The sequence below is a fragment of the Afipia sp. GW821-FHT04G03 genome (assembly GCF_059419985.1).
The window spans coordinates 223,464-240,420 of sequence record NZ_JBWKSV010000002.1; the positions used below are offsets into that span (position 1 = coordinate 223,464).

The 16,957-nt window shown below is 62.2% G+C and carries 16 protein-coding genes; 10 read left to right on the forward strand and 6 right to left on the reverse strand.

The features are described from left to right. The first annotated feature begins 8 nt into the window (after positions 1-8). The 7 genes from AC07UB_RS10315 (at position 9) to AC07UB_RS10345 (ending at position 6,631) form a co-directional block, all read left to right on the forward strand. Positions 9-629 (forward strand): nicotinate-nucleotide adenylyltransferase, encoded by a 621-nt coding sequence (locus AC07UB_RS10315; RefSeq protein WP_492792742.1) that lies wholly within the window; start codon positions 9-11, stop codon positions 627-629. 290 nt (positions 630-919) lie between these two features. Continuing rightward, a complete protein-coding gene (gene rsfS / locus AC07UB_RS10320) occupies positions 920-1,276 on the forward strand; it encodes a ribosome silencing factor (protein WP_492791551.1) in 357 nt (118 codons plus the stop codon). A gap of 54 nt (positions 1,277-1,330) precedes the next feature. Next, positions 1,331-1,813, forward strand: coding sequence for a 23S rRNA (pseudouridine(1915)-N(3))-methyltransferase RlmH (gene rlmH / locus AC07UB_RS10325; protein WP_492791550.1), 483 nt, complete (start codon positions 1,331-1,333; stop codon positions 1,811-1,813). Between the two features lie 133 nt (positions 1,814-1,946). Next, positions 1,947-3,284, forward strand: coding sequence for a murein hydrolase activator EnvC family protein (locus AC07UB_RS10330; RefSeq protein ID WP_492792741.1), 1,338 nt, complete (start codon positions 1,947-1,949; stop codon positions 3,282-3,284). Next, positions 3,281-4,624 (forward strand): S41 family peptidase, encoded by a 1,344-nt coding sequence (locus AC07UB_RS10335; protein ID WP_492791549.1) that lies wholly within the window; start codon positions 3,281-3,283, stop codon positions 4,622-4,624. The genes AC07UB_RS10330 and AC07UB_RS10335 overlap by 4 nt, the downstream gene beginning before the upstream one ends. 193 nt (positions 4,625-4,817) lie before the next feature. Continuing rightward, the gene (locus AC07UB_RS10340) at positions 4,818-6,020 is read left to right on the forward strand and encodes a divergent polysaccharide deacetylase family protein (RefSeq protein ID WP_492791548.1); all 1,203 of its coding nucleotides are present in this window, start codon (positions 4,818-4,820) and stop codon (positions 6,018-6,020) included. A 110-nt stretch (positions 6,021-6,130) separates the two neighbouring features. Further along, complete coding sequence (locus tag AC07UB_RS10345) at positions 6,131-6,631, forward strand: RNA pyrophosphohydrolase (protein ID WP_492791547.1); 501 nt, start codon at positions 6,131-6,133, stop codon at positions 6,629-6,631. 70 nt (positions 6,632-6,701) lie between these two features. On the opposite strand, the gene AC07UB_RS10350 is transcribed toward AC07UB_RS10345, so the two are convergent. The 5 genes from AC07UB_RS10350 to AC07UB_RS10370 form a co-directional block, all read right to left on the reverse strand. Continuing rightward, positions 6,702-7,109, reverse strand: a complete 408-nt coding sequence (locus AC07UB_RS10350; RefSeq protein WP_492791546.1) for a F0F1 ATP synthase subunit epsilon — start codon at positions 7,107-7,109, stop codon at positions 6,702-6,704. Positions 7,110-7,114: 5 nt separating this feature from the next. Next, positions 7,115-8,545 (reverse strand): F0F1 ATP synthase subunit beta, encoded by a 1,431-nt coding sequence (atpD, locus tag AC07UB_RS10355; RefSeq protein WP_492791545.1) that lies wholly within the window; start codon positions 8,543-8,545, stop codon positions 7,115-7,117. 38 nt (positions 8,546-8,583) lie between these two features. Further along, positions 8,584-9,462: a F0F1 ATP synthase subunit gamma gene (locus AC07UB_RS10360; protein WP_492791544.1), complete on the reverse strand. Its 879-nt coding sequence runs from the start codon at positions 9,460-9,462 to the stop codon at positions 8,584-8,586. Positions 9,463-9,550: 88 nt separating this feature from the next. Continuing rightward, on the reverse strand, positions 9,551-11,083 hold the full coding sequence (gene atpA / locus AC07UB_RS10365) for a F0F1 ATP synthase subunit alpha (protein ID WP_492791543.1): 1,533 nt from the start codon (positions 11,081-11,083) through the stop codon (positions 9,551-9,553). Continuing rightward, entirely contained in the window at positions 11,083-11,643 is a 561-nt protein-coding gene (locus tag AC07UB_RS10370; protein WP_492791542.1) for a F0F1 ATP synthase subunit delta, read from the reverse strand. Before AC07UB_RS10370 ends, atpA begins: the two co-directional genes overlap by 1 nt. 774 nt (positions 11,644-12,417) lie before the next feature. Between AC07UB_RS10370 and AC07UB_RS10375 the strand changes: the two genes are divergently transcribed. Beyond that, positions 12,418-12,852: a septal ring lytic transglycosylase RlpA family protein gene (locus AC07UB_RS10375; protein WP_492791541.1), complete on the forward strand. Its 435-nt coding sequence runs from the start codon at positions 12,418-12,420 to the stop codon at positions 12,850-12,852. A gap of 89 nt (positions 12,853-12,941) precedes the next feature. Here the strand turns inward: AC07UB_RS10375 and AC07UB_RS10380 are convergent, their stop codons facing one another. Continuing rightward, on the reverse strand, positions 12,942-15,116 hold the full coding sequence (locus tag AC07UB_RS10380) for a primosomal protein N' (RefSeq protein WP_492791540.1): 2,175 nt from the start codon (positions 15,114-15,116) through the stop codon (positions 12,942-12,944). An 80-nt stretch (positions 15,117-15,196) separates the two neighbouring features. Between AC07UB_RS10380 and AC07UB_RS10385 the strand changes: the two genes are divergently transcribed. Beyond that, the gene (locus tag AC07UB_RS10385) at positions 15,197-16,183 is read left to right on the forward strand and encodes a tyrosine recombinase XerC (RefSeq protein WP_492791539.1); all 987 of its coding nucleotides are present in this window, start codon (positions 15,197-15,199) and stop codon (positions 16,181-16,183) included. 133 nt (positions 16,184-16,316) lie between these two features. Then, positions 16,317-16,907 (forward strand): DUF4337 domain-containing protein, encoded by a 591-nt coding sequence (locus tag AC07UB_RS10390; RefSeq protein ID WP_492791538.1) that lies wholly within the window; start codon positions 16,317-16,319, stop codon positions 16,905-16,907. Positions 16,908-16,957 lie beyond the last annotated feature (50 nt).

Here is a 16,957-nt window from a genome sequence, read left to right on the forward strand (position 1 = left end):
CCGTTCGTCTGCCGCGCGCGATTCCACAACATGCCGACGGGATGCGTATCGGGCTGCTCGGCGGATCGTTCAATCCGCCGCATGAAGCCCATCGCGCCATCAGCCTGTTCGCGATGAAGCGGCTGCGGCTCGACCGCGTCTGGTGGCTGGTGTCGCCGGGCAACCCGCTCAAGAACAACGGCTCGCTGCACGCCCTGCGCGACCGTATGCGCGCAGCCGAAAGGGTCGCACATCATCCGCGCATCGAGGTCAGTTGTCTCGAAACCGTCATCGGCACGCGCTACACTGCGGACACCATTTCATATTTGCGCCGCCGCTGTTCCGGCGTGCGTTTTGTCTGGATCATGGGCGCCGATAATCTCGCGCAGTTCAATCGCTGGGAAAGCTGGCGAAGTATCGCCGACATGGTGCCGATCGCCGTGGTCGACCGGCCGTCCGATAGCCTCCGCGCTCTATCGTCGGTTGCAGCACAGGCACTGATGCCCTATCGCATCGACGAGCGGGACGCTGGAAAGCTCGCGAGCCGCCGGGCCCCGGCCTGGACCTTTCTCACGGGCCTGAAATCGAGCCTGTCCTCGACCCGATTACGGAACCCGGACGGAAGCTGGAAGGATGCCGATCCACAATGACGCTTTCCGGCAACAGCAATCCGCAAATCATCGCACCGACATCTGGAACATTGAAACCGTTAACCCCACATGCCTAATATGATGGTGGGCGCCAGGATTCGGCGCTCGCGATACAGTGAAAGGAATGGTCCCTGACCACATCTGTATTGTCCAAGACTGCTTCGCCAAAGTCCGCTTCGACAAAGGCTGCTGCTTTATCCAAGCCTTCCACAAAGGCTTCCTCGACAAAGCCAGTCGCGTCGAAGACCCGCAGCAAAGCAACGTCCGTCTCCGTCGATCCCGTTCCCGCCTTGAAGGCGCGACCCGATGCCGATGGGACGCTGAACCTGATCCTCTCCCGCCTTGACGACATGAAGGCGGAAGAAACGGTCACCATCGACCTCCGCGGCAAATCCTCGATCTCCGACTACATGATCGTGACCTCCGGGCGGGCGAACCGCCACGTCGGCGCGATCGCGGAGAACGTCGCGAAAGGCCTCAAGGAAAGCGGCATTGCAGCCCCTCACGTCGAGGGCCTGCCCAATTGCGATTGGGTGCTGATCGATTCCGGCGATGTGATCGTTCATGTGTTCAGACCGGAGGTCCGCGAGTTCTACAATCTCGAAAAGATGTGGACCTCGGACAAGCCTACGGCGAAAGCGCGCTGAACGGAGCTTTGAGTGTGCGTGTTCATGTGCCTGCGCGCATGATAGTTTGCGCGTATGCGTATCGTCGTCATTGCCATTGGCCGCCTCAAGCAGGGTCCGGAACGGGACCTCGCCGAACGCTATCGCGAACGCTTCGACGATATCGGCCGTAAACTCGGATTTCGCGGCCTTGAGATTCATGAAATTCCGGAAAGCCGCGCCCGCGACGCTGCGGCGCGAATCGCCGAAGAGGCCGCCGCTATCTCGGCGCTCATTCCTGACAAATCGTCCATTGTCGCACTCGACGAGCGCGGCGAAGCCATCGACAGCGCCGCGTTCGCGCGGCATCTTGGGCGATGGCGGGACGAATCGGTTCCAAACGCCGTTTTTTTGATCGGCGGCGCGGACGGACTTTCGCCCGATTTGAGGCGCAAAGCGAAGCTGAGCGTTGCGTTTGGCAAGGCGACCTGGCCGCATCAGATGGTGCGCGTCATGCTGCTGGAACAGATTTACCGGGCCGCGACCATTTTGTCCGGCCACCCTTATCACCGCGCATAGGCACGATCCCGACCCGAAAGACCGCGTTAGCGAAGCGAAAAGTGGATACCGGTTTCGGACAAGATCATGCCCGCCCAAAGATCTCGAGAGATCGGCCTACGTGACTGACGCGACAGCCAACGCAACACTGCTGATGATACATCGCCTGACACGTGGCGCGGCGGTGTTGCCGTTGTCGATGGTGTTGTCAGCGATACAGATCGCAGGCGGAAGCATCCCGGCGCATGCGCAAGGCACCGTCAAACAAGTGAGCGCGCCCGATCCGGAAGCGATCAAACAGCGCACGCAGGAACTCGAAGACGCCCGCGAGCAGCAGAAGAAAGCGGCCGAGCTCGAGAAGAAACTCAAGGCCGACATCGCAGCCATCGGTCAGGACCGCACCAAGCTTAATCAGCAATTGATCGGCATCGCCGGACAGGTGCGCGACGTCGAAGGCAAGATGGCCGACACCGAAGGCCGGATCCGGCCGCTCGACGCACGCGAACTCCAGATCCGTGCTTCACTCGAATCCCGCCGCGATGAAATCGCCGAAGTGCTGGCGGCCCTGCAACGCGCCGGACGCCGTGCTCCTCCGGCGCTGTTTGTCAGACCCGAGGACGCGCTGAAATCGCTGCGCACCGCGATGCTGCTCGGCGCAGTGGTCCCGGAGATGCGCGTGCGCGCCGCCAAGCTCGCCAGCGATCTCGGCGAACTGGTCAGCCTGCGCAAGAACATCGCCGAGGAACGCGACCGGCTGGCCGTCGACCGAGATAAATTGAATGAAGACCGCGCGCGCCTCGCAGCCCTCGTGCAGGAACGCCAGAAAAAGCAGACCGACACCGAGAAGGACATGGAAGCCGAGCGGCAGCGCGCCGTCGCCCTGTCCAAACAGACCGAAACCCTTCAGGACCTGATCGCCAAGATGGAGCAGGACGTGAAGGCGGCGGCGAAAGCGGCGGCTACGGCGGAACTGAAGGGCACGCCGGCCTCGCTGAACGGCAAGCCCGACCTTGGCGCCCTGAAGGACCCCGCGCGGCTGAGTCCGGCGATCGCCTTTGCTTCCGCCAAGGGGCTTTTGCCGATTCCGGTTAACGGCACCCGGATCCGCAGTTTTGGCGGTTCCGATGGCAGCGGAGGCCAGGAAAAGGGCATTTCCCTTGCCACTAGGCCCGGGGCGCAGGTCACAACACCGTGTGATGGCTGGGTTGTTTACTCAGGCCCGTTCCGGAGCTACGGACAACTCTTGATCCTCAACGCTGGCGGCGGGTATCATGTCTTAATCGCCGGGATGGAACGTATTTCGGTCACGATCGGGCAGTTTGTTCTAACGGGAGAACCGGTCGCGACCATGGGGACCACGTCTCAGGTCGCGTCAATTCTGGCGGCAGCGTCAAGCCAGCCTGTGCTCTACATTGAGTTCCGTAAAGACGGCGCTCCAATCGATTCTGGTCCATGGTGGGCCGCAAGTGAAGGCCAAAAGGTTCGCGGATGATGCGCAAGACTTCCCTGGTTCTCCTCAGCGTCGCAGCCGGCGCGGCGGCAACACTCTTCCTCACCCAGCCACGTTCGGCGCTGGTGGGATCCACGGCGCGCGCCGCGTCGTCGGACACTTACCGGCAGCTCAACCTGTTTGGCGACGTGTTCGAGCGGGTCCGCAGCGACTACGTCGAAAAACCGGATGACAGCAAACTGGTCGAGACCGCCATCAGCGGTATGCTCACCGGTCTCGATCCACACTCCAGCTACATGGACGCGAAGAGTTTCCGCGACATGCAGGTGCAGACCCGCGGCGAGTTCGGCGGCCTCGGCATCGAAGTCACGATGGAAGACGGACTGATCAAGGTCGTGTCGCCGATCGACGAAACACCGGCGTCCAAGGCCGGCATCATGGCCAACGACATCATTTCAAATCTGGACGATGAACCGGTGCAGGGTCTGACCCTCAATCAGGCCGTCGAGAAGATGCGCGGCCCGGTCAACACCAAGATCAAACTCAAGATCATCCGCAAGGGCCAGGACAAGCCGATCGAAGTCACGCTGATGCGCGACAACATCCGCGTCCGTTCGGTGCGTGCGCGCGTCGAGAGCGACGACATCGCTTATATCCGCGTCACAACCTTCAACGAACAGACCACCGAAGGCCTGAAGCGCGAGATGGCCAACCTGACCACGCAGATCGGTCCGGACAAGATCAAGGGTTACATCCTCGACCTGCGCAACAATCCCGGCGGATTGCTCGAAGAAGCCGTGTCGGTGTCCGATGCGTTCCTCGACCGCGGCGAAATCGTTTCGACCCGCGGCCGCAACGCCGAGGAAACCCAGCGCCGCACCGCCAAGGCGGGCGATCTCGCCAAGGGCAAGCCGGTGATCGTGCTGATCAATGGCGGCTCCGCATCGGCCTCTGAAATCGTCGCCGGCGCGCTGCAGGATCACAAGCGCGCAACGTTGCTCGGCACCCGCTCGTTCGGCAAGGGTTCGGTGCAGACCATCATCCCGCTCGGCTCCGGCAACGGTGCGCTTCGTCTCACGACGGCGCGTTACTTTACGCCATCGGGCAAATCGATTCAGGCCAAGGGCATCATCCCGGACATCGAAGTGCAGCAGGATGTGCCTGACGAACTTAAGTCGAAGACCGACACCAAGGGCGAGGCGTCGCTGCGCGGTCACTTGAAGGCAGAGGGTCAGGAAGAAACCGGCTCGCAGTCCTATGTGCCGCCGGATGCCAAGGACGACAAGGCGCTGAAGATGGCCGCAGACCTCCTGCACGGCATCAAGCAGACCACGTCGGTCCCGACGCCCACCGACAAGGCCTCCAACAAGGCCGCGAACTGAACTTCAGTTCGGCCATCGCAAGTTCATCGATTTGGGCGGCTCTCGGGCCGCCCTCTTTCGTTGGGTCACAAGCCCACCCCTGACCACGCCGCCCGCATCCCTCCGGACGTCACGCCTTTGCGGCCCAGCCTTTGCGAACCATGGCTCGGACGCCGTGGTAAGATTCGGCAATTGATTCGCGAGGTTGACGGCAGTGACCACCGACGATCTGAGCGCACCGCTTGGACAGGATCGGCCGCGCAAGCGGCGATACCGGCTTCCGTTGACGCTTCCGCAGGCGATCGCAGGGCTGTTCGGGCTGTTTCTGGCGGTTTTCCTTGGGTTTGCGATTTTCAACACCAATCCGATGGGCGGAGAGCCGCTGGCCAGGGTCTCCTACGACCCTGCCACGCTGCCCGGCGAAAAGACTGCGCAACCGGCGAGCGCGGCATCCCCAATGCCCAAGGAGGCTTCCACAGGCACCAAGGAGGCTGCGCCGGGGCAGCAGACCGTAACCATTATCGACGGCTCCAGTGGGGCCCGTCAAAGTGTGATCGTCGGCGCGGGGGCGGAAGCCCCGGTGCAAACCGATGGTCCGCCGGCCGTGGTCGCCAGCATCAATCCGAAGCTGCTTGAGAGTTCACGTTACGGCATGATCCCCGTGGTGGCCGACGGGATAAAGCCGTTCCGCGCCTACGCTGCCGGCACCGATGCCGACCGCGCGACCCTCGGCAAGACCCCCGTCATCGCCATCGTGGTGTCCGGCCTCGGCGTCGGTGCTGCGAAAACCGCCGATGCGATTATCAAACTGCCCGGCGCGGTGACGCTCGCGTTCACGCCTTACGGCTCCGACCCCGGCAAACTGGTCGAACGCGCGCGCGCGCAGAAGCACGAAGTGCTCCTGCAGGTTCCTATGGAGCCGTTCGACTATCCCGACAACGATCCCGGCCCGCAGACACTGCTGACCACGCTGCCCGCCGATCAGAACGCCGATCGCTTCGCGTGGCACATGAGCCGGTTTCAGGGCTATGTCGGCATCGCCAATTTCATGGGCTCGCGCTTCGTCACAACCGATGCCGCGATGCAGCCGATCATCAAGGAAGCCGCCCGGCGCGGTCTCGCTTATCTTGACGACGGCAGTGCGGCGCGCAGCGTCGCCGGCGTGATCGCAGAAGGACAGGCGATGCCGTTCGCAAAAGCCGATGTGAGCATCGATACCGTGCCGACGCCGGCCGAGATCGACCGCGCACTGGCGCGGCTGGAGACATTGGCGAAGGAGCGCGGATCGGCGGTCGGCATCGCGTCCGCGCTTCCGATCTCGATCGACCGGATCGGAACCTGGGCGAAGCAACTTGAAAGCCGTGGTTTGAAGCTGGTGCCGTTGACAACAGCGATGCTGAAACCAAAATCTAGCTGAGCACGATCGTCAGGGCGGGAACCGAATGTCCCCGCGATGATGCGAACGAGAGAATTGAGCGCGATGGGCGCGCTCAGCAGACCAGTCGAAGACCAAGGGTTTTTAGCAGTATGCCGCGTTACGACGATCTGCCTTACCGGACCTGCGTCGGGATCATGCTGATCAATGCAGACGGGCTTGTCTTCATCGGCCGCCGCGTCGGCGGCCCGGAGCATGTCGATCAGACCCATGTATGGCAAATGCCCCAGGGCGGCGTCGACGCCGGCGAAGACACGTGGGCCGCAGCCAAGCGCGAGCTTTACGAGGAGACCAACGCGCGTTCGGTGGAAAAACTCGGCGAAGTGCCGGAGTGGCTTACCTACGACATTCCCCGCACGGTGGCCGGTCGCGCGTGGAAGGGCCGGTTTCGCGGCCAGAAGCAGAAATGGTACGCGCTGCGTTTCACCGGCAAGGACAGCGAGATCAACGTGGCCTCGCCCGCCGGACACAAGGCGGAGTTCATCGCCTGGCGGTGGGAGCCGATGAAAAACCTGCCGGAGTTGATCGTGCCGTTCAAACGTCCGGTCTACGAGCGCGTGGTCGAGGAATTCACCAAGTTCGCGGGAAAATAGAGCAGATCATCCTGAAACGAAAAAAGCCCTGCGGTTGCAGGGCTTTTTCAATTCAGTTGCGTGATGCGACTCAGTGCATCGCGGTGGAAACGATGTACTGCTGAATGACCTTGAAGTGGTCGAGGCGTTCGATGGCGCGGTCGAGCGCACTGCCTTCCTCTTCCTTCAATCCCTCTTCCATCTCCGCGATCTGGTTCGCGAACACTTCGCGATCGAGATCCTGCATCGAGGTCGCGGTATCGGCGAGCACGGTGAGGCCCTTCTCCGAAATTTCCGCAAGACCGCCGAGCACGATGATCTTCTCGTGCTTGCCGCCGACGGTCACGGTCATGATGCCGGGGCGAACGCTCGCCACCAGCGGCGCATGTCCGGCCATCACGCCGAAATCGCCTTCGACGCCGGGAATGTCGACCTGCTCGACTTCACCCGAGAAGGCGATCTTTTCCGGAGAAACCAGATCGAAGTGAAAGGTCGCCATGATGCTTACGCCGCTTCCGCTGCGAGCTTCTTGCCCTTCTCGACGGCTTCTTCGATGGTGCCGACCATGTAGAAAGCCGCTTCCGGCAGATGGTCGTATTTGCCTTCGCAAAGACCCTTGAAGCCCTTGATGGTGTCGGCGAGATCGACGAACTTGCCCGGCGAACCGGTGAAGACTTCAGCGACGAAGAACGGCTGCGACAGGAAGCGCTCGATCTTGCGGGCGCGAGCAACCGCGATCTTGTCCTCTTCCGACAGTTCGTCCATGCCGAGAATGGCGATGATGTCCTGCAACGATTTGTACTTCTGAAGGATTTGCTGGACCATACGTGCGGTCTGATAGTGCTCTTCGCCGACAATCAGCGGCGACAACATGCGCGAGGCCGACTCGAGCGGATCCACCGCCGGGTAGATGCCCTTTTCCGAGATCGCACGGTTGAGGTTGGTCGTCGCATCGAGATGGGCGAACGTCGTTGCGGGCGCCGGATCGGTGTAGTCGTCGGCCGGGACGTAAATCGCCTGAATTGAGGTGATCGAGCCCTTGGTGGTGGTGGTGATGCGCTCCTGCATCGCGCCCATGTCGGTCGCGAGCGTCGGCTGATAACCCACCGCCGAAGGAATACGGCCGAGCAGAGCGGACACTTCGGAGCCGGCCTGCGTGAAGCGGAAGATGTTGTCGACGAAGAACAGCACGTCCTGGCCCTGATCGCGGAAATGCTCGGCGACCGTCAGACCCGTGAGACCGACGCGCGCGCGCGCACCTGGAGGCTCGTTCATCTGGCCGTACACGAGGGCGCACTTGGAGCCTTCGCCGCCGCCCTTCTTGTTGACGCCGGATTCGATGAACTCGTGATAGAGGTCGTTGCCTTCGCGAGTTCGCTCGCCGACGCCCGCGAACACTGAGTAACCGCCGTGGGCTTTCGCAACGTTGTTGATCAGTTCCTGGATCAGCACGGTCTTGCCAACGCCGGCGCCGCCGAACAGGCCGATCTTGCCGCCCTTGGCGTAAGGCGCGAGCAGATCGACGACCTTGATGCCGGTGACGAGAATTTCAGCCTCGGTGGACTGGTCGGTGTAGAGCGGCGCTTCCTGGTGAATCGCGCGGGTGTCTTCGGCCTTGACCGGGCCGGCTTCGTCGATCGGCTCACCGATGACGTTGATAATGCGGCCGAGCGTGCCGACGCCGACCGGCACCATGATTGGGCTGCCGGTGTCCGTGACTTCCTGACCGCGCACCAGTCCCTCAGTGAGGTCCATCGCGATCGTGCGGACGGTGCTTTCGCCGAGATGCTGCGCGACTTCCAGCACCAGACGGTTGCCACCGTTAGTGGTTTCGAGCGCGTTGAGAATGGCGGGCAAATGGCCATCGAACTGCACGTCGACGACGGCGCCGATAACCTGCGAAATGCGTCCGGTCTGATTGGCGGGGGATGCCATGGGATAGTCTCCTTGAAACTCGTATACGGCGGTCGGCCTTAGATGGCTTCAGCGCCAGAGATGATTTCGATCAGTTCCTTGGTAATCATCGCCTGGCGGGTGCGGTTGTAGATCAGCGTCTGCTTGCGGATCATGTCGCCGGCGTTGCGGGTCGCATTGTCCATCGCGCTCATCTGCGCGCCGTAGAACGACGCGTTGTTTTCGAGCAACGCACGGAAAATCTGCACCGCGAGATTGCGCGGCAGCAGGCTCGAGAGAATTTCGTCCTCAGCCGGCTCGTAATCGTAAACCGACGCGGCGCCAGCCACGGCTTCCTTTTCTTCAAGCATCAGCGGAATGATCTGCTGCGCGGTCGGAATCTGCGAGATCACCGACTTGAAGCGCGAATAGAACAGCGTGCACACATCGAACTCGCCCGCCTCGAACATCGCAATGACCTTCTTGGCGATGTCTTCAGCGTTCTTGAAGCCGAGCACCTTCACCGAGCGCAATTCGACGTTGCCGACGATTTGCTTGTCGAACTGCCGGCGAAGCTGCTCGTAACCCTTGCGGCCGACGCAGAAAATCTTGACCTCTTTGCCCTGATTGATCAGCGAGAGGGCCCGCTCGCGCGCCAAGCGCACGATGGACGAGTTGAACGCGCCGGAGAGGCCTCGCTCGCCGGTGCAGACCAGCAGCAAATGAACATTGTCCTTGCCGGTGCCCGCCAGCAGCGCCGGCGCGGTGCCGGAGCCGGCGGCTGCGCCTGCGATATTGCTGATCACCGCATCCATGCGCTCGGCATAGGGACGCGCCGCTTCGGCCGCGGTCTGGGCACGGCGCAACTTCGACGCCGCAACCATCTGCATGGCCTTGGTGATCTTCTGCGTCGCCTTGGTCGAGGCGATGCGGACACGCATGTCCTTAAGAGACGCCATTCTTTATCTCACCCTGACGATCCAGCTTCACGCCGGAACGCAAACCCCGGTTTCGCCGCGCGCGTAAATCCGCGCGGCGACGATCCTTTTAAACGAATGTCTTGGTGTAGCTTTCGACAACGCCCTTGAGCTTGCCGGCGACGTCGTCTGACAGATCGCGAGAGTCGCGGATGGCATTCAGAATGTCGGCGTGCTTGCCGCGGAACAGCGACAGCAGACCGTCTTCGAACGCACGCACCTTGTTGACCGCAATGCCGTCGAGGTAGCCGTTGACGCCGGCGTAGATCACCACGACCTGCTCTTCCATCTTCAGCGGCGAGAACTGCGGCTGCTTCAGGAGTTCGGTCAGACGCGAACCGCGGGCGAGAAGGCGCTGCGTCGAGGCGTCGAGATCGGAGCCGAACTGCGCGAACGCCGCCATTTCGCGGTACTGCGCAAGCTCGCCCTTGATCTTGCCGGCGACCTTCTTCATCGCCTTGGTCTGCGCCGACGAACCGACGCGCGACACCGAAAGACCGACGTTAACCGCAGGACGGATGCCCTGGAAGAACAGATCAGACTCGAGGAAGATCTGGCCGTCGGTGATCGAAATCACGTTGGTCGGAATGTAGGCCGACACGTCGTTGGCCTGGGTTTCGATGATCGGCAGCGCCGTCAACGAGCCGTTGCCGTGCTCGTCGTTGAGCTTGGCGGCGCGCTCGAGCAGACGCGAATGCAGATAGAACACGTCGCCGGGATAGGCTTCGCGGCCCGGCGGGCGGCGCAGCAGCAGCGACATTTGGCGATAGGCGACGGCCTGCTTGGACAAATCGTCATAGATGATGACGGCGTGCATGCCGTTGTCGCGGAAGTATTCGCCCATCGTGCAGGCGGTGAACGGCGCGATGTACTGCATCGGCGCAGGATCGGACGCCGTCGCGGCGACGATGATCGAGTATTCCAGCGCGCCCTGCTCTTCGAGCACCTTCACGAACTGCGCGACGGTGGAACGCTTCTGGCCGATCGCGACGTACACGCAATACAGCTTCTGGCCCTCCGGCGCGCCGGCGACGTTCAGCGGCTTCTGGTTCAGGATGGTGTCGAGCGCAATCGCGGTCTTGCCGGTCTGACGGTCGCCGATGATCAGTTCGCGCTGGCCGCGGCCAACGGGGATCAGGGCGTCGACAGCCTTGAGGCCGGTGGCCATCGGCTCGTGCACAGACTTGCGCGGAATAATGCCGGGTGCCTTGACGTCGACGCGCTTGCGTTCAGTCGACTGGATCGGACCCTTGCCGTCGATCGGATTGCCGAGCGCGTCGACGACGCGGCCCAGAAGTCCCTTGCCGACCGGAGCGTCCACGATGGCGCGGGTGCGCTTGACGGTCTGGCCTTCCTTGATCTCGCGGTCAGCGCCGAAGATCACGATGCCGACGTTGTCGCTTTCGAGATTGAGCGCCATGCCGCGCGTGCCATTCTCGAACTCGACCATTTCACCGGCCTGAACATTGTCCAGACCGTAGACGCGGGCAATGCCGTCGCCAACCGAGAGAACCTGACCGACTTCCGAGACTTCGGCTTCCTGGCCGAAATTCTTGATCTGGTCCTTGAGGATTGCGGAAATTTCCGCGGCGCGGATGTCCATCAGCCTGCCTCTTTCATCGCGTGCTTGATCGAATTGAGTTTGGTGCGAAGCGAGCTGTCCACCATGCGGCTGCCGAGCTTGACGACAAGCCCGCCGATGATTGACGGATCGACCTTCACGTTGAGATCGACGTCCTTGCCCGACACTGTCTTCAGCGCGGCCTTGAGGGCGTCGAGATTCTTGTCGCTGAGCGGCTCTGCGACGATCACGTCAGCAGTCGCTTCGCCCTTGAACTTGGCGACCAGCGCGCGGAACGCCCTGATGACATCGGCGACGGCGAACAGCCGGCGATTGGCGGTCAGGACTTTCAGGAAATTCGCGGCGACGCCCCCGATGCCGGCCTTGGCCAGGACAGCGGAGAGAGCCTTGGTCTGCGCGTCGGCGGTGAACACCGGGCTGCGCACCAGCCGCAGAAGATCTGGGCTGTCGGCCAGCATGGCCGTAAATTTGTCGAGGTCAGCCTTGACGGCATCGACCGATTTCTGGTCGCGCGCCAGCTCAAAAAGGGCCGTCGCATAACGCCCGGACACGCCAGATACGGAGGGATCTTCAGCTGCCACAAAAATCTCTTTTTAGCTGTCGAACGACCAAGGAAAAGACCATCGCTGCCAGTCTGGTGTCATGAGGACACCAAGCGATCTCAAGTCCTTGGAATTCAAGCGGGACTTCGATTTCTGGCCGGAGCAACCTACCCAGCAGCCCAAAATCGCGGTTTTGCTAACATAGCGCGCGCGCAGGTGCAACATGACGGCGATTGCTGATGCGCTTTTGACGGCGCCGGTTTGTCGCACGGGCACCGTTGTCTTGAGCGCGTCCTTGGTGCGTCGCCTTCCGATGGTTTGAGCGATTTGGCATCACAAATTGCCTGCCAAAAGCGACCACGGTCGCGGTCCATGCCACCTTGGCTTCGATACGCCGGTGGGCTGACACGGGGGCGTGATCGCTTCGCCGGCCGAGCCCTGATTCGCGGCAAATCCGGCCCCGCTCATCGCGTCGCAACAAATCTGCCCGCCTGAACCTCTTACCAACGTCCCGCTTCGCACATACCGTCATGAGAATATCGCATGACGGAAGTCAATTCGGCATTTTTGCGTTTACTTCCCGCAGCCAATAATTGCGAAATCTATAAAGTATTGATCAATGCAGTATTGTTTACCAGCTATCGACGTGAGTATTCATTGATGTAATCAGCTTGCATATAAATATTTTGAGGCATTTCGGAACCAAATCCCTCGCCGCCGTTATGCCTTATTACCGGATGATCTATCCCGCAACGCAAGCGCTGGCTCATTTAGCCATGCGCTGGATGGATTTACCAAAAGAGGGACAACTATATGATCGCCGCACTCAAGCGCATGCCGGGGCACCGCGCCGCGAATCGGAATACCTCGATCGCGTTGGTCGCTATCGGAATCCTGGCGCTTAGCGCTTCTGCGAGCGAAGCCGGACGCAAATCGTGGCGCGACGCCAATGCCTCGGTCGGCTCCAGCCGCAGTTTTTCGGGCAAGGCTTCTTTCTACGGCAACGAGTCCGGCAGCAAGACCGCTTCTGGCCAGCGCTTTAATCAGGAGGCCATGACCGCCGCTCACCGGACCTTGCCGTTCGGTACGCGCCTGAAGGTCACCCATGGCGGCCGCAGCGTGGTCGTCACCGTCAATGACCGTGGTCCGTTCATCAAGGGCCGTGTGCTCGATCTGTCGAAGGGCGCTGCCCGCGCGGTCGGTCTCACCAGCCGCGGCGTCGGCCACGTCGTTGCCGAAGTTCAGTAAGCGTTGCGTATGAGTTGAGTTGCGTAAAGTTGCGTTGAAAGGGCCGGTGCCGGTTGCACCGGCCTTTTTCATGCTCGACCGCTTCGCAATTATAGAAAGCTCTGCGGATCGATATCGATCTCGAGCTTGAGATTGCCCTTGGTCTTCGGCCCGGCCGCGAGCCAGTCGCGCATATAGGCCGACAGATCGATGCCGCGTACCGATTTCACCAGGATACGAAAACGATAGCGGCCCTTGATAACCGCGAGCGGCGCCTCCGCGGGACCGAGCACCTGAACGCGCTCGTCGCGCGGCGCCGTGGCGGCGAGCTTGCGCGCGAATCCTTCCGCCGTCGGACGATCCCCCGCTGAGATAATGAGAGACGCCAGCCGCCCGAACGGCGGATACAGCGCGCGTTCGCGCGCCTCGATCTCACTGGCGTAGAACGCTTCGCGGTCGCAGGCGACCAGCGCCTTCATCACCGGATGCTCGGGCTGATGGGTCTGCAGATAACCGACGCCGCGTCCTTGCTCGCGTCCCGCGCGGCCGATCACCTGATTGAGCAACTGGAACGTGCGCTCGGCCGCGCGCGGATCGCCATTACCCAATCCCAGATCCGCATCCACCACGCCGACCAGATTGAGGCGCGGAAAATTATGACCCTTCGCCACCAGTTGCGTGCCGATGATGATGTCGACCCGGCCCTCCGCAATCTCGTTCAGTTCCGAACGCATGGTTTCGATGTCGGTGATGAGATCGCTCGACAGCACCATGGTGCGCGCGTCGGGAAACAGCGCCGCCGCTTCTTCCTGCAAACGTTCCACGCCGGGGCCAATAGCCGCGAGCGATTCCTCAGCGGCGCAGTGCGGGCACTGATGCGGACGCGGCATCGAGAAGCCGCAGTGATGACAGACAAGGCGCTGGCGGAAGCGATGATCCACCAGCCACGCATCGCAGATGGTGCAGGCGAAACGATGCCCGCACGAACGGCACAACGTCAGCGGCGCGTAGCCGCGCCGGTTGAGGAACAGCAGCGCCTGCTCCTTGCGCTCCACCGCAATCTTGATTTCCTCCGCCAGTCGCGGCGAGATGAACCGGCCGCGCTGCGGGCCTTCGCGCTTGAGATCGATGGCTTCAATATGCGGCATGTGCTGGCCGCCAAAGCGCGACGGCAACACGACGCGCCTGTAGCGGCCCTTGCGGGCGTTGACTTCGGTCTCGACCGACGGCGTCGCCGAGCACAGCACGACGGGAATTTTCGCGATACTTCCACGCACCACCGCCATGTCGCGCGCGTGATAATGCGCGCCCTCGTCTTGCTTGTAGGCCTGATCGTGTTCTTCATCGACGATGATAAGCCCGAGATTGGCGTAAGGCAGAAACAGCGCGGAGCGCGCACCGACAATCACTTGCGCGTCACCCGAAGCAACCGCCGCCCAATTGCGCGCGCGTGTGCGCGGGGTCAGCTCGGAATGCCATTCGATCGGTCGCACCCCGAAGCGCGACGCGAACCGATCGAGAAACTGCCCGGTCAGCGCGATCTCCGGCATCAGGATCATGGTTTGCCGGCTGCGGCGAATGGCTTCCGCGACAGCCTCGAAATAGACTTCGGTCTTGCCCGAACCCGTCACGCCGTCGAGCAGCGCGACCTGATACTCATCCTTTGACGCCAGCTCTTTCATCGTGTCGGCGGCGGTGCGCTGCTCGGGTGAAAAATCCGGCTCGGCAAACGACGGATCGGGCACTGGCGGCGCAAGGTCGCGCGGCATCGGTTCGGTGACGAGCGTGCCTTCATCGACAAGACCGTCGATCACGCCCGGGCTGACGCCCGCTTCCTTTGCCGCTTCGGATTTCCCATGCAGCAAGCCGTCCGACAAAATCTCGATCAGACGATGGCGCGCGCTCGTCATGCGCTGCGGCGGCGCGCCCACCAGCCGCACGCCCATGCGCACGCGCTCGGGTCCGAGATGCTCGCCCATGCGCAGCGTCATGCGCAGCACCATGCCCCGCGCCGACAGTGTGTAGTTGGCGACCCAATCGACGAAGCTGCGCAGTTCCGTCTTCAGCGGCGGCACGTCGAGCTTCTCGCCGGTGTCTTTCAGGCGGTTGTGCAGCCGCGGATCGGGGTTCGGATTATCGGCCCAGACCACCGCCGTGACGTCGCGCGGTCCCAGCGGCACGCTGACCACGTCGCCCGGGTTCAGTTCGACGCCATCGGGAACGCGATAGGAATAGGTCTGGTTCAGGGCCACCGGGACAAGAACATCGACGACTCGTCTTGCCATGGTGAGAGGGGTCCAGATTAAGGGCTGAATAAGGAAAAGGGTGCGATAAACCGATTCCTGTCAAGGATCGCATCGGACATATGATGGTCAAAGCCGCTGCTGCAACCGAGGCCGAACCGGAAGGCGCGCCATTGACCTGCGCCGCGCCGGACCTTGCGGCCGAGATTACGCATTGGCTGTCGCATCTGCGCGCCGAGCGGCGGCTGTCGCCCAAGACGCTGGAAGCCTATGCGCGCGATCTGCGTCAATGCCTGGTGTTCCTGAGCGAGCACTGGGGCGGTCTCGTGACCCTCAAGCAATTCGCCGCCATCGAAGCGACCGATGTGCGCGCCTTCATGTCCGCGCGCCGCGCCGACGACATCGGCGGACGATCCCTGATGCGTGCACTCGCAGGGCTGCGCTCGTTCGGACGATTCCTCGAACGCTACGGCAAGGGTAAGGTCGGCGCGCTGTCCGCGATCCGCGCGCCAAAAATCGGCAAGAGCCTGCCGAAGCCCATCCAGATGTCATCCGCGCGGCAGATGACCGATGCGGACATTCGCGCCGGCGAAAATCGCGAGCCGTGGATCTGGGCGCGCGACGCCGCCGTGATGGCGCTGCTGTACGGATCGGGCCTGCGTATTTCCGAAGCGCTCGGTTTGATCCGGCGCGATGTTCCGCTGCCGGGCAAGGGCGACGTAATCACGGTCACCGGCAAGGGCAACAAGACGCGGATGGTGCCCGTACTGCAAAACGTGCTGGCGTTGGTGCAGGATTATGTCGCGATGTGTCCGCACGCGATTGCGCAGGATGGTCCAATTTTCGTCGGCGCGCGCGGCGGCCCTCTCAGCCCGCGTATCATCCAGTTGACAATGGAACGGCTGCGCGGCGCGCTTGGTCTTCCGGACAGCGCCACGCCACACGCGCTGCGTCATTCCTTTGCCACCCATCTGCTGACGCGCGGCGGCGACCTGCGCGCCATCCAGGAATTGCTCGGCCACGCCTCGCTGTCGACCACGCAGATCTACACCGGCGTCGACGCCGACCGCCTGCTCGATGTCTACAAGACGGCGCATCCAAGAGCCTAGCGATGGCCTGACATAAATTTGTCGTGCCGTAATTGCCCGCCAAATTTACCCATCCTGTCACCCGGCTGCCTCTTGCGGACGAACCACAGTTCGGTCAATCGTGGCGCTTGATTTTGACCGAAAGGGTATTTCGATGAGCGCACACGAAAGCATGGAGCACGCCGAGCACGCCGAGCATGCGTCCGGCTCCAACAAGAAGATTGCATTGCTGATCGCGGTGATCGCGCTGTTCCTTGCGTTATCTGAAACGCTCGGCAAGGGCGCCCAGACCGAATCCATCAGCAAGAACGTCGAAGCATCGAACCTGTGGGCCTTCTTCCAGGCCAAGAGCATCCGCCGCACGACGGTGCAGACGGTGGCGGAACACGCCAAGCTCAGCCTTGGGCTTTCGGGCGACGACGCGCAGAAGGCTGCGCTGACCAAGCAGATCGACGACTGGACCAAGACCGCGGCGCGTTATCGCTCCGAACCCGAAACCGGCGAAGGCTCCGAACAGCTCGCGGCGCGCGCCAAGGAAGCCGAGCACGCCCGCGATCTCGCGATGGCGCGCTATCATCATTACGAGGTGGCCTCAGCGGCGTTCCAGATCGGGATCGTGCTGGCGTCGGCGACCATCATCACCGGCATGATCGCGCTGGCATGGGTTTCGGGCCTGCTGGCATTGGCGGGGTTGGCGTTCACCGCAATCGGCCTGTTCGCGCCGCACGCCGTGCATCTGATGTAAAAGCGAAAAAGATCCGTCTGCTCAGGCCTTTGTGCAAAAATTCCGCGAGA